Origin of the sequence: Pedobacter sp. MR2016-24 (assembly GCF_026239655.1) — a bacterium.
Taxonomy (GTDB): domain Bacteria; phylum Bacteroidota; class Bacteroidia; order Sphingobacteriales; family Sphingobacteriaceae; genus Pedobacter.
Genome location: NZ_JAPIVO010000007.1, coordinates 324,557 through 349,203, shown reverse-complemented (window position 1 = coordinate 349,203; position 24,647 = coordinate 324,557). Strand labels below are relative to the sequence as shown.

The following is a 24,647-nucleotide window of genomic DNA, read 5'->3' as shown; positions in this document are numbered from 1 at the left end:
ATTACAGTGAAGCATTTAATCCAAAATTTATAACACGCATTTGCGGATAGTCGCCAAATCCATTCGTTCTTTCAGGATCGAAAATTTTCATTTTAGTCCAGGTGTAGAGATTCGAGGCGGTGACGAAAGTCCGGATATTGGTCATGCCAATCTTTCTGATCCAGGTTTTAGGTAGTGTGTAGCCAATCTCTGCGTTCTTCAACCGGATATAATCGGATGACCTGAGCCAGAACGTTGAGTTTTGATTGTTATTCACATTGTTAGATGAAGATAACCTTGGCCATACTGCATTAGGATCGGGATTTTCGGTAGTCCAGCGTCCCTCCATATAATCAGCCAGCACAGAGCTGTTACTGGAGAAAGCCCATGCTGAAGTACCAGTTAACCATAGTTTGCCACCAGTGGCGCCCTGAAAGAGCACATTAAGATCAAAATTCTTATAGGTATAGGAAATGGTTAAACCGATAATAGATTTCGGAGTGGTGACTTTTCCCAGATATCCTTCATCCTGACTATTGATCACGCCATCGCCATTACGGTCAAAATATTTAATATCTCCCGGTCGTACTGCGCCAAATTGCTGGATCGGGCTTGCCGCAATATCTGCATCGTCTTTAAATAAACCGAGTGCAGTAAGACCATATGCTTCATTGATCTGGGTTCCCTTTCTTGCACGATAGGCCAGATTGAATACAGGTTCTGCGGCATACTGGATCCGGTTTGTAGCATAAGAATACGATCCCCTGATCATCAGGTTATGGTTTCCACTACGTTTGCGCCAGGTGAGTTCGCCCTCAAAACCTTTATTATCTACAATCCCCGCGTTTATGGCCGGCAAGTTCTGCACCCCAGTTACATCAGGGATGATGGTAGCTGTTGTCAGAATCTGCGAGCGTTTTTCACTAAATACATCAGCTGTAAAAGCAATCTCGCTTTTAAATAATTCCAGGTCCAATCCGATGTTGGTTTTTTTTGATTTCTCCCAGGTAAGGAACGAATTTCCCGTAGCACTTTCCTGTGCACCAGCATAACCATCACCGTCGGCGGCCAAACCAAAACGGTAGCCACTGCCGTTTCCTGTTTGCCAGGTACTGAGGTAAGCAAAACGGCCTGCACTGTTATCTACGCCCACTATGCCGTATGATCCTCTCAGTTTTAACAGATTTACAAACTTTGAATTTTTCAGGAACGCTTCGTTAGATATCACCCAACCCGCGGAAGCTGCAGGGAAGAAACCCATACGCCTGCCTGCCATAAAGTTTTCGGAACCATTATATCCGGCATCAAATTCCAATACATAGCGCCTGTCGTACGCATAGTTAACCCTTCCTACTAAACCCAGTTGTTTATAAGGCAGGGCAGCTATTGCACCATCATCGTTTGAAGTAGCCAGAAAACTTTGTGACTGGTTATACCTCAGCATGCCGGAGACTGCATGTTTCTGCGCAAAGGTGTGGTCATAATTCAGGTAACTTTCAAAGGTAGATTTCCGGCTTCCATTAGCATTGATTTCAAAACCCAGCAGACCGTCGCCGGTACTTAATTCTTCATATCTGCCTTTGCTCAGATCAGGTTCGTTTTCATCGGTGATGAACCTGTAGGTAGAATAATTGCGCTTTCGGCTGATGTTACGAAAGTTCTGCGCGTCATAAGCGAAACGCGTTCTGAAGCTCAACCCTTCTGTGACGAAAGGTAATTTAAGTGTAAAGCCCACAATTGAACTAAGCGTGTTCTCGAAAAATCGTCCGTATCCGAATTGTGTAAGTCGCCCGTAAGGACTGGCCGGTGAATCCTTTTGTCCGGGTACCGAACCGTCAGGATTAGTTAAGGGATACAAATAGGAGGGAGTGTTACGTATTTGGGCCCAGAACGCGCCCGAGGTTTCCGTTGGATAATTTCTGTCGCGGACAATGTCTGACAGGTTGAGCTCCAGTTTTAAGATGGGTGTAAGGTCTATATCAATGTTGCTGCGGAAATTGTACTTGTTCATGGAGGCATTGATATTGTAGGCATTCAGATCATCATATTTATATAGGCCATCCTGTTTCAGATACGCCATAGATACAAAATACCGGGCCGTTGATGAACCTCCGTTCACATTCAGGTTGGCCTGGTTCATCATTGAGGAAGGTTTAATCAGCTCTTTTGTCCAGTTCACATTTGGATAGAGATACTGATAAGTAGGGTTGCTGCGATCACGAAATTTATTGAGATAGGCATCTGTGTACAAGTTGGCATTGAGACCGTCGTTGTTAAGTGCTTCCCTGAACAACGTCAAAGCATCAAATGAATCCAGATATTCAGGCATGTTAAAAGGCCGCTGTTGAGCCGACTGCATGGTGAGTGATATAACAGGTTTGCCTGTTTTACCCCTTTTGGTAGTCACCAGTACAACACCATTGGCACCTTTCATCCCGTAAACTGCAGTAGCAGCAGCATCTTTCAGTATACTTACGGTTTCCACGTCATTCGCATCTATACCGTCAATGCTGTTTTCAATTCCGTCGACCAGTATCAGGGGACTCTTACCCTGATAGGTACCAAAACCACGTATGTACAGTTCTGATCCGTCGGCACCGGGTTCACCGCTGCTCTGTATGGTTAACAGACCAGGGAGCCGGCCGGCCAGGCTGTTGGTAAGACTGGCAGTTGGCGTTCTCAGCAGCTCTTTGGAAGTTACTGAGGTGAGCGCTCCGGTCACGTTATTTTTTTGCTGCGTGCCATATCCTACCACCACCACATTGTCCAGCATCTCAAAGTTCTGGCGGAGCTTTACTGCAATAAATCCGCGCGAGTTTACCGCTACATCCTGCTTGATGAATCCAACCATACTGAAGACCAGCGTGGCTTCTTCGGGTACAGTGATCCGATAGCTTCCATTCACATCCGTCACTGCGCCAAATCCGCTGCGACCTTTAACGGATACAACAACGCCTGGTAAGCCAACTCCACTGGTATCGGTCACGGTGCCCCGCACTTCAATATCCTTAAAAGCTATTATTCGTGGCACCGCACCGGGCGTGGATACCGCTATGTTACCCGTATGGGCAAACGCCGGCATACTGCATATCATCATGATGATGAACAAAGCATTACAAAGGATAACCCCAAAAGAAGTTCCTGCTTTATTGTAGTATAAAAGTTTTCTCATAATTGTTTTGTTGACTATTTAAATAATTGGTTGGCTGAAATTTTTCATGTTAAGTTTTTGAGTATTTATAATCGCATCTATTAGATCGCATCGTCAAAAAATCGCGCATAGTTATCCATTCCTGCCCTTTTGAGGGCACAGTAGCACAGGAAATGCTTTTCGCTATAGCTTATTGTTCACTGATAGGACAGGGAATATTTACTCCGATACTGATGGGAATGCCGAAGTTAGGCGAACCATCGGTGTTCCAACTGAGTTTTTGCATCCTGGATGTTCTTGCCTGGTTTGGTTCATTTGGCGTATTGCGCGCGTGGTAGATAAACCAAAATTCAGCTACTGCATTGCCTTTATCATTCGTTCCGGCGCTGGTGAAAAAGCCATTGTGGCCCGGACCGTACACCGCATTTTTCTCACTCTTTACAAATGCCTGTTTCTTATTGATCCAGCTTCCTGCGAGTGCGGGATTGCTATTGGCTTTGAGCTCAATCTGACCAAGACAATAGTTATCACTACTATAGCGGCTTGCGGAAAAAATCAGAAATATCGGGCTTTTTGAATCCCGTTGCAGTACAATGGGCGCCTCATTCACCCCCGCACCAAGAAAGCCGGGTTCCCATTTTTCCCAATCATTGGTGGGAGAAGATATTTTTACCCTGGGCCCGCTCAGTGTCCATGGATCAGACATCTCTGCGATGTAGATATATTGTTTATATTTTTCGGTTTCATTTTCCCAGCCAGACCAAACAAAGTAATTTTTGCCCCCTGCGGCAAGGATAGAACCATCTATTGCCCATTGATCATTAGCAGGGTCGGCTATTTTACCTTTAAAGATCCAGGTTCCCTGAGTAGGATCGGGGTTATTGTTTTCCAATACGAACATGCGGTTGCTATCATTTACACCTGTTTGAGCTGCAGCGAAATAGACGTACCATTTACCGTCAAAAAAATGTAATTCTGGTGCCCATAAATCTGAGGAGTGATCTGTATTTACAGGAGGGGTCCATATCGTTTTTTCTGTAGCAGCAGATAACTGTGACATGGAATTAGTTTTTGTGATGGCAATCCGGTTTCCTTTTGTAGAAAGGAAATAATAATTTCCGTCTCTATACGTCACGAAGGGGTCCGCCTGATCGCCCTTTATGATGGGGTTTTGAAAGTACTTTACATTTCTTCCGCTTGTATCAACATGAGTGATAGTGATGTCCTGCGTTTCTTTTTGACAGGCGAGGGAAAAAAGGGGTGCCAAAGTTACCAGCAACAAGAGTAATTTGTTTTTCATACAGGTTTTCTAAATGGTTTTATAATTGGTTGATCAAATGTAGCTAACAATAAAGTGCCTGATATAAAACATCACCATACCGAATTCAAAATCAAAACTCGTGAAAATGTAAATAATTGATTATCTGAATATTGAAAATATATTTAGTATGCAAAATCTAAGATTTGATGGCGTTTTCTGCAAATTTTAAGCTCCTGTACTGACTCAGTAGAATGTTGTGCGTCCAGCTATTTATGGGGGAGCATATTTTATTGTATGTTTATGGTAGATGCAAATTAAGGCTTATAGATTACCAGATGAAACCTGCATGATTTGCGGAACCACAGCGGGTAAATCATGACAGCTTCAGCAGAAATGAAGACCAATTTAAACGGATGAAAAAAAATATTTTAGTGTTTATTGTTTCGCTTGTAAGCATCGTTTCAGCTTATGGGCAGAAGGTGAAGGTTGACAGTTTGTGGCAGGTACTGAAAGAGGAGCTGGCAAAAGAAGGCCGCTATATTAAACATAAAGAAAAACACATCCTGTCCGTAAAACGCCGGTTGCAGGCGGTTGATCAACATCAGACTGACATGCGTTATCAATTGTTATCTGACTTGTTTAAGGAATATTCCTCGTTTCGTTTCGATTCTGCAATTACAGTGGGGCACGAATTGATCGACCTTTCCCGACAATTAGATGAAAAAAAATATCTGATCAAAGCACAAATGGGCCTCGCTACTGTTTTGCTTAAATCGGGTTTTTATAAAGAGGCTTTTGAAACAGTCGGGGAGATAGATACTACACACCTGACCACAAAATTTCGCTACGACTATCTGACTTTACGTGGATTGTTAAACGCCGAAATAAGTGCCTATAACAATGATGCCTATTTTGCCAAGCGCTATCATAAGGCTGCACAAGCCGATTTTAACAATGCCGGACGTATGATTGATCCGGATGAACTTGAAAAAACGATTAACCTTGCTTTTTTACCCGAAGCTGAGAAAAAAAAGAAGCCCGCTGCAGTTTTTTTCTATCATTACCTTTTGTCTCATCAGCTTTCTGAGCACCAGATTGCCATATGCGCGACCAGGATCAGCCATGCCTACGCCGGCGATGATAAGCTCCTGCTTTTAACCCTTGCCGCTATCAATGATATCCGCTCTGCAACAAAAGAAACATTCGCCATATTTTTATTAGGACAAGAGTTATTCAAAAATAACAAGAACGACGATGCCTATATCTGTATGCAGGAAGCCCTCAATAACGCTGCATTTTATGGTACCAGAAACCGTGCAGCACAGATTGAATCAGTCTTACCGCTTATTGCAAGCCGGCTGATTGAAGAAAAACAGCATGAGAAAGATATGCTGTGGATAGGGATTATCATCTTTATACTCGTAGCATTAGTACTCCTTTTCCAGCTGGTGCTTATTCGTAAACAGGTTATGCTGATTAAAATTAATGATAAAATCATTGTAGGGAAAAATAGTGAACTGGAGCAGGTAAACAATAGACTGTGGGAATCTTCCAGGATAAAAGAAGAACTGATTGGCTTATTCTTTAAAACCTGTTCCTCCTATATAGAAACGCTGGACAAAGTAAAACGTAAAGCGCAGCACAATATCAAACTAGGTAAATATAGCGATGCTACACAGGTGCTCGGTAACGTACAGATACAGCAGGAGAAAACACAGCTTTACAACACGCTTGATAATGTCTTTTTAACGCTTTTCCCGAATTTTGTGGATTCTTTCAATGCGTTGCTGAGAGAGGGGGAGCAAATTACATTGAAAGAGGGAGAAATGCTCACGGCTTCATTACGTATTTTTGCGCTGATTCGTTTAGGCGTCAATGATACAGAGACGATTGCCAAAATACTGGATTATTCTTTAACTACTGTTTATACCTATAAAGCACGTATCAAGGCCAAGGCCCTGGTTACACCTGATCAGTTTGAGCAAAAAATTATGGAGATCAAATTTACCGATGAGTATTAATGCGGACGTTAGTGTGTTTCATGGTATCTACCAGCAAAAGAAGCATCATGGAGTTTTTTCTGCTCCATGATGATCAGCTTATATTATTTTTTAGTTGTTTTTCAATTGGTCGAGCTGTTCTTCAAACCATTTCACATTGTCTTTATTCGTGGTTTCTATAATTGCCTGTGACAGGTTGCTGAACTGACTTTCAAAGTAGCGCAGGTTTTTATAGAACTGCGAAGGATAATAAGACAAACTTCGGTTGGTTTCTTCGCAGCGTCCTACAAGCTCCGGTAAAATAATATCTGCGTCTTTGAACTTTAGGGCAGTGACAGTTTTGCTCAGCTGACGGAACTTTTTTACCAGGCCGGTATTTACATCGATTTTATCATTTTCATCATATTGAACGGTGATGCGTTGCTGCCGGGCGCAATTTGTTTCAGGTAATGAGATTTCTACAGACAAATCTTTACCATTGTAATTCCATGTATTTATACCCGGTTCAACAGCATAGTTCATTTTTTTATTGTTTACTAAAATAGAACGCGGCATTTCTGCACCTAACAAACGCACTACATATGTTCTTTCCAGGGGCATATTCGGGTAAGTACCTTTACGCGGCCTGATCGTAATCTCCTGCTTTCTGCCCGACAGGTACTTAGATATAATTGATGTTGATGCATACTCCGTTGCATATTTTTTTGAATTACCAGCATCTTCATAAACATTAGCAGATCCATCTGCGCCAGGGAAAATAGCTATCACTGATTTATCTGGCTGAACTGACAGGTTTTTGGTCTGCTTGTAGGCAGGAACCACAGCTCCGGCTTTTACATAGATCGGATACTCTTCTAAAGAGAAACTGCGTTTAACCTTTTGTCCGCCTTTTAACAAAGTGCCTGTGTGCCATTCAAACCAGTTATTTCCCTCAGGAAGCCAGACTTTAAGTTTTGATTGTCCTTTGTCCATCGCCTCAACAATAGGTGCAATCAGCATATCATCTCCAAACATGTATTCTGACTGGAATTGATATGCCTCTTCATCTTCCGGATAATCATAATAGAGTGGTCGGCAGATTGAAATACCTGTTTCGTAAGTTTTGCGAGCCATGGTATAAATGTATGGTGCCAGTTCATATCTCAGATTGATTGCATTTTTCAGGGCGTCATAGTATTGGCCGCTAAAATTCCAGACTTCCTTGTTCAGATTTGCATTTTTGGAGGAATGCGAGCGAAAGATTGGACTGAGCGCACCATATTGCATCCAGCGTACGTACAATTCAGGGTCAAGTTTTTGATCTGAACCTGGTCCAAACTGGTGCCCGCCGATATCATGGCTCCAGTATCCGTAAAGCACATTCGATGCGCTGCTGGTAAAATAAGGCTGAAAGGCCAACGACTTCCATGAAATTACGGCATCTCCGGAAAAACCTAACTGATAACGGTGATTGCCCAGTCCACCCCAACGGTGATACAACAGCGGACGCGTGGTATTCCTGCGTTCCATATCAGTAAAGAACACATAGTTGAGCCACCAGGTATTGTTGAGTTCAGGAATTTTTTTATCATTAGCCCATTGTTGCCAGTCGAGCCACCAGAAGCTTACACCTGTTTTTTCCATCGGGTGCAATACCTGATCAAACAGGGAAGACATAAATTTTTTATTTGAGCCTTCATAAGGGATATTCGCCCTGGTGCTGGTATCAAAGTTCAGCGCTCTGGCCATTCTTTGGTACGGCTCTTCAAAAGGGGCAATGCCCGATGCAGGGTGCAGGTTAAGTGTCACCTTCAGATCTTTTGTTTTCATCCAGCTCAACGCATTCGCAGGATCCGGGAAGAGACGCTTGTTCCAGGTCCAGCCGGTCCAGTGTTTCGTTTGGTCGAACACATCATATTTTGTACGCAGACTATCAGTCTGGTGCCAGTCCATATCAATCACAAACACATCCAGCGGCACATTGTGGGATTTAAAGTTTTCTACCACATCCCGCATTTCATTGTCAGAGTAACTCCAGTAGCGCGACCACCAGTAGCCAAAGGCATAACGAGGGGGCAGGGGTACACGTCCCGCAATCTGTGTATAATCGTACAAAGCTTTTTTGTATTGGTGACCGTAACCAAAGAAGTAAAAATCCTGATAATCTTTAGCAGGATGGTTAGTTACCCATGGCCATTCAGAATTATCAAAAAGAAGCTTTTGAGCATCATCAATCACTGTCCATCCGTCGGTAGCCAACAGACCATCTTCCAGTTCCATCTTCTTTTTATCCCAGATGTGATAGTCGCCGTCATAATTATCCAGTGTTCTGGAAGTCCCCTTTAAGTTGCCTTTTTGGGCCTTGCCTGGCGACCAGCTAAAGAAATGAGGTGGAGTTAAAGCCTTGACCACTAAATTATCTGCGTTGAACTTCCCTGATCCGGTTTTATAGCGTAACTCGAGCTCCTCAGTGCGGATGACCAGATCATTATTCTCCACACTGGAGCTGAACTTTGGTACAGGTAAGTTCCTGTTGATAACGGTTAAGGTAGGCTTGTCCATAAATGGCGCAGTAGACGTCCACTCCATGCGGATTAGACGGGGGGTCAGTACTGTGAACCGAGCCTGTCCCGATTGTATCACTGCCTTTGCATTGGCCAGCGGATGCATCGTTGTTTGTGCACAGGTTATACTCATTTGTACGGAGGGCAGTAACAGCAGCAATGCTATTTTGAATAAATAAGTACTATTTACATTAAAGCGGAACATATTGTAATGATATTTGATGAGATTATTTTATATTGATGCGAACGCCATGCTGAAGGTCGCCATTACCTATAAATTGCTTACCGTCCTGAATGACAAAGACCTTAACTGATCGGATTTCCTTCGCAATAGGATAGCTGCCTGCGTCTGTAAGAAGCGAAATAGCAACGATGTCATTTTCAAGTTTGGCATGAAGCTTCAGCAGCTTATAATCTCCTTTTCTGAAAGCCCATCCTTCTCCGGCATCCCAGTATAATTCCCCGCTTGCAGTTCCTTTATGATCCAGGTTGATATATAAGGAAAGATTAGCAATCGAGTTCTCCAGGGTATGCTGAATTACCTCTCCGGCCGGGATGATGGCGCCACTCTTGAGCAGTAATTTAGCCTGGTATTTATCATGCTCTTCGCCTTCTACCAGGTGTAGTTCTTCCCATTTACCCTTGGGTAAATGTGTATTTTTTGCAAAAGCAGGCACTACCATGAGATTTTTGCCCAATAAAAACGCCTGTTCCTCATTTCGCAGGGTGGTGTCTTTCGGATTATCAAAAAATAATGGCTGCATAACCGGCATACCTGTCTGATGCGCCTGATAAAACAAAGTATACAGATAAGGTAATAGGCGGTAACGACGGTTTAAAGCAATTCTGGAAGTTTGCTCCATTTCAGGTCCGAATGCCCAGGGTTCTTTATCGTTTGTGCCTGCACAGGCGTGCCCCCTGGTAAAGGGCAGAAAGACCCCAAAACCCAGCCACTGGCCCCAAAGATCGGCAGAGGTGTTGCCCAGGAAACCACCAATGTCAGGGCCGCTGAAGGGTTGTCCGGATAAGCCAAGGGTTAGGGACATAGGTACAGATAACTTCATGAAACGTTCATCCGCGTAATTATCACCCGTCCAGGTAGCTGCATAACGCTGTCCGCCTAATAAGTTAGCTCTTGTTAATACAAAGGGACGCTTTTCCGGATTCACCGCCAGCACTCCGTCCCTCGTTGCCTCAACCATTAGTCGTCCGTAAGCGTTGTGATAAAGCAGGTGAGGTCCTGCAGGCAGATTTCCGCCACCGCGATGCGGTGTGTTGTAAGGCATAGTGCCGAGTTGTAAATCTTTTGCAAATTCACTGTCGTTCACAGCCGGCTCATTCATATCATTCCATACTCCATCAATACCGGTGGCTAAAAAGTCTTTATATAATCCGGCCCACCATTTTCGTGTTTTGGGCATCGTAAAATCCGGGAAAGCGCAATCACCCGGCCACACCTTGCCATGATATTCTTTTCCAGATTGATCTTTTACCCATATATCATTGGCAGAACCGGATTTGTAGACTGAATAGGAGGGATCAGCTTTTACCCCGGGATCAATCATAAATACTGATTTGAAACCTTTTGAATGAAGGTCTGCATTTAACTGTTTTGGATTGGGAAAGTTTTGCTGATTAAATGTAAATACCCGATAACCTTCCATATAATCGATATCCATCCAGATCACATCACATGGCAGCATCCTGGTGCGGAAGGTGTTTGCAATTTCTTTGACGCGGGTTTCTGATGTATAAGAAAATCGACATTGCTGATACCCTAATGCCCACCTTGGCGGCATCTCCATTGTGCCGGTCAGTTCTGCAAGGCCTTTTACTACTTCCTGCGGCGAGTTTCTGTCGATTACAAAAATACGAAATACAGGACCTTCGCTTTCAAATTCCACCCTGTCATTTTCGGTAGTCATTTCAGCTTTCCAATAACTATCGAAGAGAATGCCGAAGGCACTTCCATCTGCTCTTACTCCCATTACCCAGGGATGCGTTTGATACAATCTTGAGCCTTCATCAACACCATAAGCACCACTATCAGTATTCCAGAGTTTGATTTTTTTGCCATTGCGCAATAGCGGTCCGGTTACTTCGCCGCCACCATACAGACTAATGTTTCCACTAAACATCACTGTTGCATTGGTTTTGCCATTTGCCACCGTAAATTCCGGCCTGATTTTCCAGGTCGGAGGTACAGGTCCTGATATGGCGCGTTCTTTTTTCAGCATTAGAGTTGGTGTCTTTTGCTGATCGTAGCCCTGAGGGATGAAAACTGCTATGCCCTTACCTACAATACCAGATTTACTGATGGGTACATTAATAGCGAATAAAGGGCTGGAGCAGATTATAGTAAGAATAATAAATAGATATAAGTATCTGGCATATGGTTTGAATCTAAAAGATTGCTTTTGTAAATGAAATTCAGACTTAGACTGCATGGTTGTAAATTTGGTTAAGCGTATTTAAACGTTGTCACAAAGTAAAAGAACAGCTAACGTTTTTAAGCCATGAAGATATCAGAGGAAAAGAAAATCAAATTGATATTATCTTCATCTAATTATAAATCAATGGAATGCGTTGTTTTTAGATATTGAAAATCAAACACGGAATAAATTAGCTTTGTTCATGTCTCTACTGTCAGTCCAGTCTTTTTTTTGCAAAAAGAGATCATGTACAATTCTGGAAATCCTTAAAAAACAAAAACCCTGCTAATCGTGTGATTGCAGGGTGATATGTTGTGATAGTCTTAGATGTGATCCCGCTGGGATTCGAACCCAGGACCACTACATTAAAAGTGTAATGCTCTACCAGCTGAGCTACGGAATCATTTTCCTTGTTTAAGGAGGTGCGAAGATAGAAAAATAAATCATGTTGTCACAACTTATTCTAATAAAAATCGGATTGAAATCAGGGTTTATGCTTAATGTATAGTATATCAATAGGTTAAAATAAATTAATCTTTATTTTTTTTCACTGCAACCAATTGGCTATTTGTATCATCTTTAACAGATGAAACATCTCATAATAATTTTCTTTACCACAATTCTTTTCTCTTTTAACCTCTCTGCTCAAAATCGACCAGTAAAAATGGCTGACAGCGTAAAAGTATTTATCGATAAGAGTTTAGCGCTGATTCAGGCGAATTCAATAAATAGAGATAAAATAGACTGGCAGATGCTGAAAAAAGATGTTTACGACAAAGCTGATGGCGCAGATGATTACGCAGCTGTAGCAGCTATATTTCCTTATATATTCGAGCATATTGACGACCATCATGGAGTACTGAAATATAAGGACAAGTCCTATTACTGGAAAAGCAATGAACCTTATCTCAACAAAGTTGTGATTAATGCCATAAAACGGTATGATACGCTGGTAGTTAAGTTGCTGGATAAACACACCGGATATATCCTGCTGCCAGGCAATAATGATTTTAGTGGTAAAAATATTAATAAAGAAGCGCAGGCAATTCGCAGAGCGATTGCAGCAGTGAACACCAGGCAGATCCGGGGATGGGTATTGGATCTGAGACTAAATACAGGGGGGAGTATGTTTCAGATGCTCGCGGGTTTGTCCGAATTAATAGGGGAAGGGAAAATCGGCAGCTTTGTGAATCAGCATGGTGAAGAGGATGGAGAATGGATACTAAAGGGAGGAAATATTTATCTGGATCAGCAGCAGGTATCTACACTGCCCTCAACCGGATTACAAAAGAATGAACTGATTCCACTTGCAGTATTGATTAGTGGCAGAACAGCCAGTTCTGGTGAAGTTGTGGCAATCAGCACCATTGGCCGGAAACGTTCCATTTTAATCGGTGAAAATACTGCAGGATATACTACAGCAAATGAAGGTTTCAAGATTAATAGTCTTGCCGGTTTAAATCTGGCTGTAGATTACGATGCAGATAGAAATGGCAAAATATATAAAAAGTATATTTCGCCGGATGTACTGATTAATGGTGAGGATAATTTTGAAGATATCAATCTGGATATGAAAGTTAATCAGGCTTTAAAATGGCTCAAAAAACAGCAATAATCCTTGTTTGTAAGTCAGATAATAAATTAGCGCATGCGTTTAATTAGGATTGTGTACCAAAGATAGAGCTGCTGATAAATACACGAAGAATAAAGCTATTTTGTCATGTTATTCAAGAACAGATCAAATGAAATATAAAAAACTTGTATTGAAAAATACATGTATAATAGCAGTATGTTGCGTCTTTTTATCCCTTGAGGGAAAGAGCCAGGACACAGGTATTTATAAACCATCAGAAAATGAAAAATTAAGCACCATTGCTTATGATGTCTTTAAAACGAATAAGTTCCTGAATTTCAAGGATGTAGATACTTTGAAGGAATATGTAAGTGGTATAGCATTTAAATCAACGGGACTTGATACTTTTTTTGACCGAAAAAAAGACTGGGAAAAAATCAGCGATGAAGACACTTCATCTTATCGGAGCAATGCTGAAAAATACAGCTATCAGTATACGGATTCTTCGATGACAGAAGAGTATAGCAAATACGGTTCATATGGCGTACACCGGGAATTTAAAACGGTTTACAATCCAAAAGGATTTATTATTTACCTTGAAGAACAGGTTTTTTTGAATGATAATTTGACGGAAACCAGGAGCACGAGGAATACTTTTGATCAGGATTACCGTGTGATAAAAATTATCAAAAGTATCAGGAAGAGAGGGGGAAAAGATATTTCAGGTGACATTATTACGGTATCCTATAACGGGAACTCCGTTCTAATCAAAAGTCAGAAAAATGGTGCCGTTCAATGCATGTTCATTAATAAGCGTAATAGATAGGCAAGATTAACACTGCAGCAAACAAATTAAATCGCTGGTAGAGTTCAGCTAGCGAAGATGTGCAGTTGTAACGGGTATAATGAGTATTACAGTTGTCCCTTCATTCCTCTTACTTTTAATAGAAATGCCGGCAGGTAATCCACTCTCTTTAGCGATTATGCTCAAACGCTCTTTACTAATGGTAGTAGAAAGAGATTTATGAGATTTATCACTTTTGTGATCGTCTATCCCCTTACCATTATCCGTAATGCTTACTTTGATCATCTTTTCACTAAGGTCAAAATCAATATCGATCCTTCCATTTTTACTACCCTGATCAAAACCATGTAATATTGAATTTTCAACAAATGGTTGTATCAGCATAGGAGGGAGGTAAATACTTTCAGTATCTTCATCTTCCTGGATATTAATTGAATAGCTAAAAGCATTGTCATAACGCATCTGCTGCAGACTGAGGTAGTTTTCCAGGGCGGATATTTCTTCGCTTAAAGGAACCTGACTTTCTCTTGAAAGCTCAAGACTGCTGCGCAGCAGTTTGCCAAACTGATTAAGATATTTTAGCGTTTTCTCTTTTTCGTCAAAACGCACAAAACTCTGTAAAGCGGAAAGTATATTGAAGATAAAATGAGGCTCCATCTGCGTTCTTAACAGGCGCTGCTCTAATTGTATCCTTTCTGTTTCGTTTTTTTGCTTACGCTGTTTCTGAAAGTAATACAGTAAAAAGAGTACACTAATGGACAACAGGGCAGCTAAGGTGGTAATCAACAGCCACAATCTATTACTTTGTAGTCTGCTCCTAGTCTCACCAACGGTTTCATTGAGTGTATGGATAGATTTATCTTTTGCAATTAATTGATAGACTGTCGCCATTTCTGCCACTGTTGCAGCATTTTCATTTTCATAGAGGGACTTATATTGTTGCATCAATAGGTTTTGCTGCTTTTCTGCACCTGCATAATCTTTACTAGCGAACAGATAATTAATCAGGTTTTGCCTATATACAATAAAGTTTCCTTCATCTGCTTTTCCAGGATATTTGAGTTCAAATTTTTCACATAAATCCAGGTATTTTCCTGCACTGTCTACCTGGTTGTTTCTCAAAAAAGAAGCTGCAAGATCTGCATAGCTGGTATATAAATTCGCTGTTTGCACACAGCCTGCCATCTTACCTAATCTGGACTCTTCTTCTTCATCTATCATAAGCGCTTTTTTACGGTAAAAAATTGCCTGGGTACTTTGATTCACCTGATCAAAATACACCGCTTTTCTATCATACAAAAAGCGGGCTTTTGCTTCGTCTGGTTCCTGTTTATAGATGCGCTCCATCTTTTGGAGGTAATGCAAAAGGGAATCCGGATGGTTTTGTATGTGACTAAAACAACTTGCCATTTGACTGTAAGCTCTGAATTTTGCGGGACGGTCATCAGGAATCTGTGATAAAAGTTCCATTGCCCTGTAATTCCATGCAAAAGCATTATCAAATTGTTTAAGGTGATCACAGGATTGTGCAGCAGAAAAATAGATACCTACTTTTTGCCTTTTCGCCAGACCCACCGCAGTATCTGCATTCAGCATCTGTGCAGCCTGGTTGTAATAATAATTCTCCTGATGTAATTTCTCCTCCATATGAGCTACATTACCTAATCCAGAATTAAGTAATACCTTGATTTCATCATATCCTGCTTCTCCTTCCATAAGCTCCCAGGCAATTTCCATATGTGTTTTAAGGGAATCAATTTCATTCATCGCATAATATACACCCGCCATATTGTAGTGAATCTTGGATAAGATCACCTGATCCCTGACGTATTTTGGATTTAGGAGCTGTTTTTTCCAAAAGATGAGCTTCGGTAGTGGCGACGAACTCTTCATGAGTTCCTCATTTGCCATTTTCAAAGTATGCAGCATTTCCTTTGTATCAGTCTTTACTTTTTCCTGATTTTGCTGCTTGCATGACAAAAAACACAGCATAACTGAAGTGATGAATAAAAGAGGAGCAGTTTCTCTCATTATTTAATCATCATCATTCGCTGCATAATATATTCTTTCCTGCGTGTAGATACAGGTATCTCCTTTTTGTTTTTAAGAATTAAGTCGCCAACTTTCATGTATTTATCAACGTAGATGATGTTCACCAGATAAGATTGATGTGGCCTCAAAAACCATTCTTCCGGCAGCAGTTCATCATAAAACTTAAGTGGTTTTGAAATCAGTATTTTCTCGCCACTTACTAAATAGAACCAGGTATAACCCCCGTCACTCTGACAATACACAATATCTTTAAGCTGTATCACCTGTAATGATTCCTGTGTGGCCAGGATCATCCTGCTTTCCAGGTTGCTTTCATCAGGCTGATTTTGGCTGGCAGCGATTGATAGCTTTTGTTGCTGAGTATACAGGTCGTCATCCTGCTTAATTACTATACTTTGCATCACTGCTTTAAGCTCTGATTCGTCCAGGGGCTTCAGCAAATAGTCTAATGATCCATATTTGATCGCTTTAATTGCAAAGTGATTATAGGCAGTAATGAAAATGATTTTGAAGGTAACCTCATTCAGCTGATCCAGAATGTCGAATGCTGTTCCGTCGGTCAGCTGAATATCCATCAATACCAGGTCAGGTTGCGTATCGCCAATTAGTCTTAGTGCATCTTTCACGCTTGCTGCTGTTCCCAGTAGCTTGAAATTAGTTTGCTGGTTGACCAGGTATTCTATTTCCTTACGGATTGCTGGCTCATCCTCTATAATCAGTGTACGAATCATCGATGTTATTTTGTGGGTGAAATATACAAATAGTAAGTTTCTTTTGCGCTTATGCCAGTGCCTTGATTTTATTCAAAATTGAGGTTACTTTCTCTTCCTGTATAATAGGCATTAAAAAACTACCCAGGGAATTTGGAATATAAGGCGCAAGTACAAATTTGTAAGTATTGCCATTTTTTAGCTCAATCACATGTTTAGCCATTATATTTTTTTTGAAAGACACGATCTCATCTCTGGTAAAAAAAATGCGCTCACCTAACTGCCAGTTCCCGTTTTCGTTATCATCATGAAGGGTGAACAAGACAAACTTATCAAAACTATCATTGTAGGCCAAAACGTAATTATGCCATACGGTTATAATCAGCAGCTTTTTTGTCTGGTTATAACCGTAGATAAAATTATTATACTCTGCTGGATTTTGTACTGAAGTAGCAACCAGGTTTTTTAAGATCTCGTTGTGTTTATCACTGTCTTGTTGTTTTGGTTTAAACATAATGTAGATGATTTAAGGTTTATGAGTAGTATACAATTTTATTTTTCCCTCTTCTTTTCGCAACTGATTGTAAGGAGTACTGACTTCTTTTCCATTAATTTTCCTGAAGCCGGTACTTTCACAGAAACAACTCCCAACCGGTCCAAACATTCCCCAATTATGAGATGCAATAAAATCAATCCCATTTAACAGGTATAAGCGATTATTAATAGATACGGTGATGGTATCATTTTTTAAAAAGCTGTTAAAGGGAATGGTAACGTTCTCGTTTTTTCTGATCATTTTTGGCATAATACCAATTAATTTTTCCTGCCTTACTTTTCCATTCCTAATAAGCTGAAATAGTATCGTTTTTACTTCATTTGGCTTGAAGCCTGTGGGCTGAACAGCAAATCCATCGGTAATTGTTTTAATGGTATCACATACTCCTTTTTGATAAGCGATGGCCTCCCTTTTCTTGGAATAACGGCCGTAATTTACAATTCCCCAAAATATCAGTATAAACAATACAACAGCAATGACGCCGGCAATTGTAATCATTCCTAATGTCTTTAATATTTTGACTATCATCGGTTGTTATTATGGTGAGGCTGGTTAATCTTGTCTTAAGATATTACTTTTTAAAGGAATACCGCTGATAAACGTCAATATCTGCTACTTTACCGAAAACAGGTCCTTTACTGCTCAATAGTTGTTGTGCTTCCACGCAAATATCATCCAGATCAAAACCTTGTACCGTACGTCCCAGTAAAAAGGATACGGTGTAGTCTGTCCAGTCTTTTCCTATTTCGGCCGCTTTTTCTGCTGCTGCATCAATTAGTGACCAGGCTTCTTTTTCGGTGAAGTAACCAACCCAGTAACACCATTTTGTTAAAGAAACGGCTCTGCAGAGATCCCAAGCGTAAGCAGATTTTGTTTGAAGGACAATATTTATGGGGATTTGCAGCTCCTTGCCGATCTGCCTTTGTATTTTATTAAGCTCAAGAGAAGGATGCTCAATTAATGGAATGAATTCAGTACTTCGTTTCAGTGCAATTAGTTCAGTTACGGTTTCTTTAGCCTCTGACGGGTTGTTAATTTCCCACTGATTTCTCAACCCTTCTATATATTCATAAATGTTATTTGAAGGCGAAAATCCAAGTATTTCTTCGTCTCTGTAGTAAAATAACATTGCGCCAAATGTCAATGCTCTTTTCTGGTCTTCGTTAAGTAACGCTGGTGTAGTTTGGGGCACATTTGGAGAAGGCTCGAAATTAGTTTTTTTGTTCATCATTTTATATATTGAATAGATGATGTAAATTAGAATTGCCGCCCCAGCGGCCATGTAAACGTATGTCTTTACCATTTTTATACAGTTAATAGCGATTGATCAATCCAAAATAACTCATTGGTAGCTCTTATAATATCAGATTGATTATTTGCTTGATTTCAAAACCTATCTGCTGCTGTTAATTGATTATTTGTATGTTGTTATTTGGCTAAAAGAACATTAACTTCGGTATAAATCATTCTAAATTATCTTATGAAGAAACTACAACTTTTGCTGCTATTGCTTTTTACAGGCATTAGTTTAGCTAATGCTCAGGAAAAATCATTTATTGTCAACAAAAGTTTCGAAAAAACTATCAGTTTAGTGAGCGATTTTCAAAGTAGTCTCATGAAAGATGAGGGTGGTTTTGACGCATCTATGGGAGATAATTCATTCAAAACAGACCTCATCATCAGAAAGGAAAAATATTCTTCACGCACTGGTAATAACTACCTGATTGTCAAGAATCAAAGTAATAAAGCTGATGTTATTTTATCCAGTACCTGGGATGTTACCATTGAAAAACTTGAGGCAAATAAAAGTAAAGTTTCCCTGTCGCTCCTAAAAATAGATTCAGAGGGTAAATCGCATATTGATGTTAATAAAACTGTTTCCAGCGGAAAACTAGAAAAACAACTCAAGGGATATATTACATCTAAGAAATAATCAGGAATAGTGCATTAGATTTCATGAAATTAAATAGATGGGGGAACAGCTGGACGATAGTGTGACGAATATAGGACGATGGTATATTAAGCCGTACTGTAGGCGATTTGACTCCGACGTAACTCCGACCATTTTTAACTAGTTAAATCACATGGAGTAGCGACGGGGCTGATATGACGCCAAGTCGTAGTAATTTACCAGCGTCTTACTATCAATAACATTTCTATCCTGACCCGATTTGATCTGCTTCAACCGGAGAGTCCTGCCTGAGCCACTGGTCTCCATTTTTATCATCAGTATTACACCTTTATTTGTGTACAAATTTTGATTATATTTAACTATGCGTACCGCGGTATACAATAAACAGTCATTATTATCTCTATTTCCACAACAAAAAAGCTATGATACTTTTATGGATTTGTTATTCTTTATTGAAGACCTGTTAGGAAGAGAGTTGAAGTGGTCACCCCCCGCAATGTGTCACTAAATACAATGACCTGCATATTTTAAAACAAGCTGAAAATGTTTGCATCTAATGTTGAATTGCTAACGCAGATTTTGTAATTATTGAAATAGTTACAAAAAGCTATCTTATAGATGTAAGCAGCAATTTCTATTTATCAGACTTAATGAGATCTCCGCGTGGATGGTATATTCGATCAATTCTTTGATTTTTTTCTAACGCAAAATGCCCCAGATTTCTCTGAGGCATTTCGTGATCCCGCTGGGATTCGAACCCAGGACCACTACATTAAAAGTGTAATGCTCTACCAGCTGAGCTACGGAATCATTTCCTTTGTTTAAGGAGGTGCGAATATAGAAAAAATTATATTATGTTGTTATAAATAATATAATAAATTATATAAAATTCATAAAATGATCTTTTTACAAATAATACCTGTTGATTATTTGTAGTGATAAACCCATACGTAATCAATATACATACCCGGCCGGTAGTTTATTTTCAGTGACGATCTGACCAGGAAGAATACCACCAACCGCTAAATTTAAGATGGTGAAAAATGGCTTTTGAAACTCATCCTTACTGCTGATTATGGAGCTATTATAACTACATTTTTCATAAGGGATATTTTCGCTCTCTAATTTATCCTGTAAATTTTGGTCTTTCCAATATGCAATGCGTGTTTGATTTCCGGATCTCCTTTATAGCCGATCTTCGAATCACCAAATGAAGTAATCTTAATCAGATCTGCAGCATTCAGCTGGAGTTGTGATTCACCGTAAAGTGTTGCCTTTGTAATATTATTATTTATGGCCAGTGCATTGACTTTACTCTCTCCATAGGCAACGAACTTTTGCTCGGTAATATCGCCCGACTTCATTTCTAAATAGCTTTCACCATAAACTGTAGTATGCATATTTTTAAGCAGAACTTCATCCATATACATTTTGCAGGTGCCATACATCGTCAAACCAAAACGATCCTGCTCCAATTTTCCTTTAAATAATATCTTTTCTTCTCCTCTTACAGAAAGATCCTGAATAGTTTTATAGGTAATGATAACGGTCAGTATAGTTCCATCATATAGCGGGCGTTTCGCATTTCCGCCATACTCACTGTCTTTCTCATTTTTCGTTACTTCTTTGGCACCATCAAGATAAACCCTTAAAGTTTTACCCTTCAATATGATATTCACCTTGCCGGTGTCTACTTCACAATTTTCAATGGCAACACTTTCTGTATTACCTTTTACAAAGGTAACCTTCACATGCGGACTAATGATTACCTTATCAAATGATTCAATAGCCTTAACTTGCTGGGCTATACTATTCTTTAATAGGGTAAAGGTAAACAAGACAGTAAAAAGTAGAAATTTGTTCATGGTGATCTGCATAGCTATGTTTTTTTTAATTCTTTTTTTTATTACCAATAGCAAGCCAATTAAGAGTTATTACTTAATGTATTGATTATTAATGTAGTAAACAAATATAGTTTTTATTCATTGTACAATACCGATATAGGCGTTCAGAAGCGGACGGATGTTTATTGAAAACAAGAGGGTAAAAATCAGAGCGGATCGGAAATCCGGTTGTTTATTCTATTTCTTCAGTTTCTTTGACCTTCGTCAATGCCCGTTCAGCAATTTTTCTCTTAGCTGTTGTAATCTGTTTGGGTAGTGCAGGTAAAGCGAATTTTCTGGGCGACTGACCTTCCTGATAGTATTCAATTGCACGCATTTCATGTGATATGAGCACCTTTTTACCAGGAATTCCTTTTTCACAGGGTTGATCATATGTTTTTCTTTCTACCCAGTTGCCCATTTGATCATAAATGTACTCAAAGTGATCAATTGAGGAAGGACTGCCGGTATAGTCGACACTCTGCTGGAAAATCAGATCATCGTATTGATTGTATCTCCTGGTTGTCTTCAATGACTTTTCTGTTCCCTTCATATGATATAGCTGTTCAATTCTTTCCTTGTAATCTGGAGCATATGCATAGGTCGTCTGGTTTTCAAGAACACCCTCTGGCTTATGCCAAATTTCGGAAATGATAAAGCCCTTACTATCATATTTAAAATCTACGTATCTGTCATCAAATATAAATCCGCGGGTCTCTACAGGTTTATAATTACCATTGAAAAGTTCAAACTTTTGAAAATGAGATTGATATTGAGGCAGATCTTTTGTTATGGATGAAGGGGTGAAAATATAAGTTTGTAGAGGACTTGCGATCGAATCACTATCATATTCCGTTACAGCGATCTTTGTCCGGTTCTTCAGGTATTCAATGTTATATTTTATATAAGTCTGAATGTTAAAATTATTTTTCTGATCCGCGCTATAATCAAATTCTTCTATCAGGTTTTCTTTGGCATCATAAAACAGCCAGTTATAATAAAACACTTTATTGTTTTCATTCACTTCATAAAGCCTCAGGTGTTTTAGCCCGGCATCATAATGATATTTTTCGATACGTTGTGTCTTCTCGTAATTATAACGTTCATAAAGCTTCCTTCCATCTGGCAGGTATTCAGTATGAGTATCCAGATAAAATGTCTTTCCTCTAAAAACTTTGGTCTGCTGGTTTGAGTTTGCCTTTTTAATAGTGCTGTAGTGCTGAACTGTGTAAATATTTCTGGTTCTGAAATTGACGGTGTCTTCATACGACTTTGTAATCTTGTAATTGTTCAGATTAGCATTGATATCCGTATTCTTCTCCTGCGCATGAGCGTATGAAGTAAAAAATGATATTATTAAAATCCAGCAGTTTTTGGTTGATTGAGGCATATTCATTGATTAGCTATTCATCACGACATCTAATATACCATAGTTCATCTATAAATAAGGAATTGTCTTTTATCCGCTGGTTAGATTCTGTTATTCGGGCCTGATATTAAAGTCTCACAAATTTATGGAAGAATAATTTTTATGGTCTTTTTTATAATTATTAGATTTTAGTTTTGGGAAAAATCTAGGCTTTTTCACTAGATTCGGCTCCCTGGATGATTAGCGTAATAAGCCAGCTGGAAATATTAACCATTTGCCCCTCATGAGATCAATTTTTATCAGTATAGTACTAGTCATTTGCCTGTTTTCGGTTAAGGCTCAGGATAGCAGTGAATTGAAGCAGAAAGGAAAAAGTACTCATCCTTCAGGATTTCACTTAATTAACTCTAAAAATGATAAGATTAAGGGGACAATTATGTTACTCCCTAGGGCCGGTGCAGATGGGAATGTAATGAAGAATGCAGAAATAATAACCATCAAATTCTTCAACAAAGAAGGTTTCAACGTGGCTATGGTGGATCGTGATCAACAAAATAGCAACAATCAGCATAGGTTAAAGGAGTTACTAAGTATTTACCGCGTTTTAAAAGCGGAACACTTAAAAAATAACAGAGCTGGTAAACGTTTTGATGTGGCGGGTTTTCAAACAGGGGCTGTTTTTGCAGCAAGATTAATAGAAAGGCTGGAAGAAAGTGAACAGCCGGATAATGTCCTTTTAATCGCACCATCTTCATTCAATGAAACTGTTCCAGGTACTGTAATTCCTCAGATTGTTCCTCCTGTATATCCAAAAGCGAAGTTGTATGCGCTTTTTGCCGGAACGAATAAAACCTGGAATGAAGCCGGTATAGATTATGTGAAAAAGTATAAAGGTTTTGACGGAAATACGCAGTTCAAAGTGATGCCGGAAGTAAATACGTTCACAATGGAAATTGTAAAATCTGCTTTTCCGGAATTCTTTAGCAGTAAACTGGAGATGGACATCAGGAAATCAGATATCCCCAACCCTGCTGCAATCGCTGCTGAAGGATATAGCAGAGCTCGGCATGACGAAAAACTTGTATTGGTGGCCAAAGAAAAATTCGGACTGATTATGATGGGCAACTCCATTACGAACAATTTTGAGAAGCCCGAGTACCAGCCGGTATGGAATCAATTTTTTGCACCAAGAAAAGCAATTAATTTAGGTTTTAGCGGATATCGTACCGAGAATCTGCTATGGAATATAGCGCATGGAGAATTAGAAGGACAATCGCCAAAAGTACTGGTGCTCGAGATTGGCACAAATAACGTGGATGAGAAAAATTATCCATTGAGACATACAGCAGGCCAGCTTGCTGGTGGGATAGCAGCTATTGTAAAGCTTGTCCGCCAGAAACTACCTGATACGAAAATCATTTTGCTGCGCTGTTTTCCTGGAAGTTATGATGGTGCAAATCCTACCTCACACCGGGCTATTCTGGAGAAGGCTTCAGACATCGTGTCGAAACTTGCTGATGAGAAAGATGTTTTTTACTGCGACGTAAATCATGTTTTTCTTAATCTGGATGGTAGTATTAATCATCAGATGATGGGCGATTACCTGCATCCAACACCTGCCGGAGCGAAAGCCTGGGCACAAGCCATGGAACCATTACTTTCAAAGCTAATGGGAGACCAATCGCTTGATACAGCTCTTCCAGTTAATACGGCGATTGTGCCAGCTGGTAAACTTGAAAATGATAGTTACGATTGGTATAAGCGTCATGCTGAGGTTCTTGCTGTCAAAGATTCAATCAATCCGGAGATTATATTGATTGGAAATTCTATCACCCATTTTTGGGGCGGTGTTCCGGCAGTGAGATATGCCGACGAAAAATTCAGAATACCGAATGGACCACAGTCTTACGCAAATCTATTTGGATCTTATCGTGTGTTAAATATGGGTTTCGGCTGGGATCGTACACAGAACGTTCTGTGGCGTCTTGACCATGGCGAACTTGACGGACTGCATCCACGTCTGGTTGTCATTAACATTGGTACAAATAATACAAGCGAAACTGAAAATGCAAGGATAAATACCGCTTCAGAAATAGTAGAAGGAATTGAAGCTGTCTGCAGGCGCGTTCGGTCCAAAATACCGAATACAAAGATTTTGGTAATGGCTATTTTCCCAAGAGAAAAAGATCCTGCAGCTTCCAGAAGGATCCTTATCAATGAAATTAATAAACGATTGGTGAATTTTACCACGACACAAAAAATATCATTCCTGGATGCCGGACCAAAAATGCTGAATGCTGATGGAACTTTTGTGGAAGGAATGATGCTTGATTTTACACATCCAAGTGAGAAAGGATACACTATTTGGGCAGATGCCCTGCGTCCGGTTATTCAGACCGAATTACTCAAATAGTGCTCCTT

16 protein-coding genes and 2 tRNA genes are annotated in these 24,647 nt (G+C 40.0%); 5 read left to right on the top strand and 13 right to left on the bottom strand.

Features of this window, described 5'->3' with window-relative positions; translation table 11 throughout:
- Position 1: 1 nt before the first annotated feature.
- Positions 2 to 3,151: a SusC/RagA family TonB-linked outer membrane protein gene (locus OQX62_RS20105; RefSeq protein WP_265833432.1), complete on the bottom strand. Its 3,150-nt coding sequence runs from the start codon at positions 3,149 to 3,151 to the stop codon at positions 2 to 4.
- 169 nt (positions 3,152 to 3,320) lie between these two features.
- Positions 3,321 to 4,430, bottom strand: coding sequence for a glycoside hydrolase family 43 protein (locus OQX62_RS20100; protein WP_265833431.1), 1,110 nt, complete (start codon positions 4,428 to 4,430; stop codon positions 3,321 to 3,323).
- Between the two features lie 374 nt (positions 4,431 to 4,804).
- Here OQX62_RS20100 and OQX62_RS20095 point away from each other — a divergent pair, with 374 nt between their 5' ends.
- Positions 4,805 to 6,412, top strand: a complete 1,608-nt coding sequence (locus OQX62_RS20095; protein ID WP_265833430.1) for a DUF6377 domain-containing protein — start codon at positions 4,805 to 4,807, stop codon at positions 6,410 to 6,412.
- A 90-nt stretch (positions 6,413 to 6,502) separates the two neighbouring features.
- Here OQX62_RS20095 and OQX62_RS20090 read toward each other — a convergent pair whose 3' ends face one another.
- The 3 genes from OQX62_RS20090 to OQX62_RS20080 form a co-directional block, all read right to left on the bottom strand.
- Positions 6,503 to 9,139 (bottom strand): glycoside hydrolase family 31 protein, encoded by a 2,637-nt coding sequence (locus tag OQX62_RS20090; protein ID WP_265833429.1) that lies wholly within the window; start codon positions 9,137 to 9,139, stop codon positions 6,503 to 6,505.
- A gap of 22 nt (positions 9,140 to 9,161) precedes the next feature.
- Positions 9,162 to 11,381 carry a TIM-barrel domain-containing protein gene (locus OQX62_RS20085; RefSeq protein WP_265833428.1) on the bottom strand — a complete coding sequence of 740 codons (2,220 nt, stop codon included), beginning with the start codon at positions 11,379 to 11,381 and terminating at the stop codon, positions 9,162 to 9,164.
- 315 nt (positions 11,382 to 11,696) lie between these two features.
- Positions 11,697 to 11,769 (bottom strand) — tRNA-Lys (locus OQX62_RS20080).
- 183 nt (positions 11,770 to 11,952) lie between these two features.
- On the opposite strand from OQX62_RS20080, the gene OQX62_RS20075 reads away from it, so the two are divergent.
- Together OQX62_RS20075 and OQX62_RS20070 are read left to right on the top strand one after the other, a co-directional pair.
- Positions 11,953 to 12,981, top strand: coding sequence for a S41 family peptidase (locus OQX62_RS20075; protein ID WP_265833427.1), 1,029 nt, complete (start codon positions 11,953 to 11,955; stop codon positions 12,979 to 12,981).
- A gap of 127 nt (positions 12,982 to 13,108) precedes the next feature.
- Positions 13,109 to 13,765, top strand: a complete 657-nt coding sequence (locus tag OQX62_RS20070; protein WP_265833426.1) for a hypothetical protein — start codon at positions 13,109 to 13,111, stop codon at positions 13,763 to 13,765.
- Between the two features lie 48 nt (positions 13,766 to 13,813).
- Here the strand turns inward: OQX62_RS20070 and OQX62_RS20065 are convergent, their stop codons facing one another.
- From OQX62_RS20065 to OQX62_RS20045, 5 genes are read right to left on the bottom strand one after another with little or no spacing between them, the layout of a single operon-like run.
- On the bottom strand, positions 13,814 to 15,775 hold the full coding sequence (locus tag OQX62_RS20065; RefSeq protein ID WP_265833425.1) for a sensor histidine kinase: 1,962 nt from the start codon (positions 15,773 to 15,775) through the stop codon (positions 13,814 to 13,816).
- The gene (locus OQX62_RS20060; RefSeq protein ID WP_265833424.1) at positions 15,775 to 16,527 is read right to left on the bottom strand and encodes a LytR/AlgR family response regulator transcription factor; all 753 of its coding nucleotides are present in this window, start codon (positions 16,525 to 16,527) and stop codon (positions 15,775 to 15,777) included. Before OQX62_RS20060 ends, OQX62_RS20065 begins: the two co-directional genes overlap by 1 nt.
- 49 nt (positions 16,528 to 16,576) lie before the next feature.
- Positions 16,577 to 17,020: a hypothetical protein gene (locus OQX62_RS20055; RefSeq protein ID WP_265833423.1), complete on the bottom strand. Its 444-nt coding sequence runs from the start codon at positions 17,018 to 17,020 to the stop codon at positions 16,577 to 16,579.
- A 12-nt stretch (positions 17,021 to 17,032) separates the two neighbouring features.
- The gene (locus tag OQX62_RS20050) at positions 17,033 to 17,590 is read right to left on the bottom strand and encodes a hypothetical protein (protein ID WP_265833422.1); all 558 of its coding nucleotides are present in this window, start codon (positions 17,588 to 17,590) and stop codon (positions 17,033 to 17,035) included.
- Positions 17,591 to 17,633: 43 nt separating this feature from the next.
- Positions 17,634 to 18,293: a DUF1266 domain-containing protein gene (locus tag OQX62_RS20045; RefSeq protein WP_265833421.1), complete on the bottom strand. Its 660-nt coding sequence runs from the start codon at positions 18,291 to 18,293 to the stop codon at positions 17,634 to 17,636.
- A gap of 249 nt (positions 18,294 to 18,542) precedes the next feature.
- Here OQX62_RS20045 and OQX62_RS20040 point away from each other — a divergent pair, with 249 nt between their 5' ends.
- Positions 18,543 to 18,995, top strand: a complete 453-nt coding sequence (locus OQX62_RS20040; protein ID WP_265833420.1) for a hypothetical protein — start codon at positions 18,543 to 18,545, stop codon at positions 18,993 to 18,995.
- 716 nt (positions 18,996 to 19,711) lie between these two features.
- Here OQX62_RS20040 and OQX62_RS20035 read toward each other — a convergent pair.
- The 3 genes from OQX62_RS20035 to OQX62_RS20025 all read right to left on the bottom strand — a co-directional run bounded on the left by OQX62_RS20035 (position 19,712) and on the right by OQX62_RS20025 (position 22,247).
- A tRNA-Lys gene (locus tag OQX62_RS20035) sits at positions 19,712 to 19,784 on the bottom strand.
- Between the two features lie 311 nt (positions 19,785 to 20,095).
- A complete protein-coding gene (locus OQX62_RS20030; RefSeq protein WP_265833419.1) occupies positions 20,096 to 20,839 on the bottom strand; it encodes a GIN domain-containing protein in 744 nt (247 codons plus the stop codon).
- 211 nt (positions 20,840 to 21,050) lie between these two features.
- Positions 21,051 to 22,247 carry a hypothetical protein gene (locus OQX62_RS20025; protein WP_265833418.1) on the bottom strand — a complete coding sequence of 399 codons (1,197 nt, stop codon included), beginning with the start codon at positions 22,245 to 22,247 and terminating at the stop codon, positions 21,051 to 21,053.
- A 262-nt stretch (positions 22,248 to 22,509) separates the two neighbouring features.
- Here OQX62_RS20025 and OQX62_RS20020 point away from each other — a divergent pair, with 262 nt between their 5' ends.
- Positions 22,510 to 24,639, top strand: a complete 2,130-nt coding sequence (locus OQX62_RS20020) for a GDSL-type esterase/lipase family protein (protein WP_265833417.1) — start codon at positions 22,510 to 22,512, stop codon at positions 24,637 to 24,639.
- The last annotated feature ends 8 nt before the right edge of the window (positions 24,640 to 24,647 follow it).

What these genes read in the sequence shown, in the direction of transcription:
- OQX62_RS20045 (WP_265833421.1), bottom strand. Translation starts at nt 18,293, where the DNA reads ATGATGAACAAAAAAACTAATTTCGAGCCTTCTCCAAATGTGCCCCAA.
- OQX62_RS20055 (WP_265833423.1), bottom strand. Translation starts at nt 17,020, where the DNA reads ATGTTTAAACCAAAACAACAAGACAGTGATAAACACAACGAGATCTTA.
- OQX62_RS20100 (WP_265833431.1), bottom strand. Translation starts at nt 4,430, where the DNA reads ATGAAAAACAAATTACTCTTGTTGCTGGTAACTTTGGCACCCCTTTTT.
- OQX62_RS20070 (WP_265833426.1), top strand. Translation starts at nt 13,109, where the DNA reads ATGAAATATAAAAAACTTGTATTGAAAAATACATGTATAATAGCAGTA.
- OQX62_RS20040 (WP_265833420.1), top strand. Translation starts at nt 18,543, where the DNA reads ATGAAGAAACTACAACTTTTGCTGCTATTGCTTTTTACAGGCATTAGT.
- OQX62_RS20085 (WP_265833428.1), bottom strand. Translation starts at nt 11,381, where the DNA reads ATGCAGTCTAAGTCTGAATTTCATTTACAAAAGCAATCTTTTAGATTC.
- OQX62_RS20065 (WP_265833425.1), bottom strand. Translation starts at nt 15,775, where the DNA reads ATGAGAGAAACTGCTCCTCTTTTATTCATCACTTCAGTTATGCTGTGT.
- OQX62_RS20090 (WP_265833429.1), bottom strand. Translation starts at nt 9,139, where the DNA reads ATGTTCCGCTTTAATGTAAATAGTACTTATTTATTCAAAATAGCATTG.
- OQX62_RS20095 (WP_265833430.1), top strand. Translation starts at nt 4,805, where the DNA reads ATGAAAAAAAATATTTTAGTGTTTATTGTTTCGCTTGTAAGCATCGTT.
- OQX62_RS20020 (WP_265833417.1), top strand. Translation starts at nt 22,510, where the DNA reads ATGAGATCAATTTTTATCAGTATAGTACTAGTCATTTGCCTGTTTTCG.
- OQX62_RS20060 (WP_265833424.1), bottom strand. Translation starts at nt 16,527, where the DNA reads ATGATTCGTACACTGATTATAGAGGATGAGCCAGCAATCCGTAAGGAA.
- OQX62_RS20030 (WP_265833419.1), bottom strand. Translation starts at nt 20,839, where the DNA reads ATGAACAAATTTCTACTTTTTACTGTCTTGTTTACCTTTACCCTATTA.
- OQX62_RS20105 (WP_265833432.1), bottom strand. Translation starts at nt 3,151, where the DNA reads ATGAGAAAACTTTTATACTACAATAAAGCAGGAACTTCTTTTGGGGTT.
- OQX62_RS20075 (WP_265833427.1), top strand. Translation starts at nt 11,953, where the DNA reads ATGAAACATCTCATAATAATTTTCTTTACCACAATTCTTTTCTCTTTT.
- OQX62_RS20025 (WP_265833418.1), bottom strand. Translation starts at nt 22,247, where the DNA reads ATGCCTCAATCAACCAAAAACTGCTGGATTTTAATAATATCATTTTTT.
- OQX62_RS20050 (WP_265833422.1), bottom strand. Translation starts at nt 17,590, where the DNA reads ATGATAGTCAAAATATTAAAGACATTAGGAATGATTACAATTGCCGGC.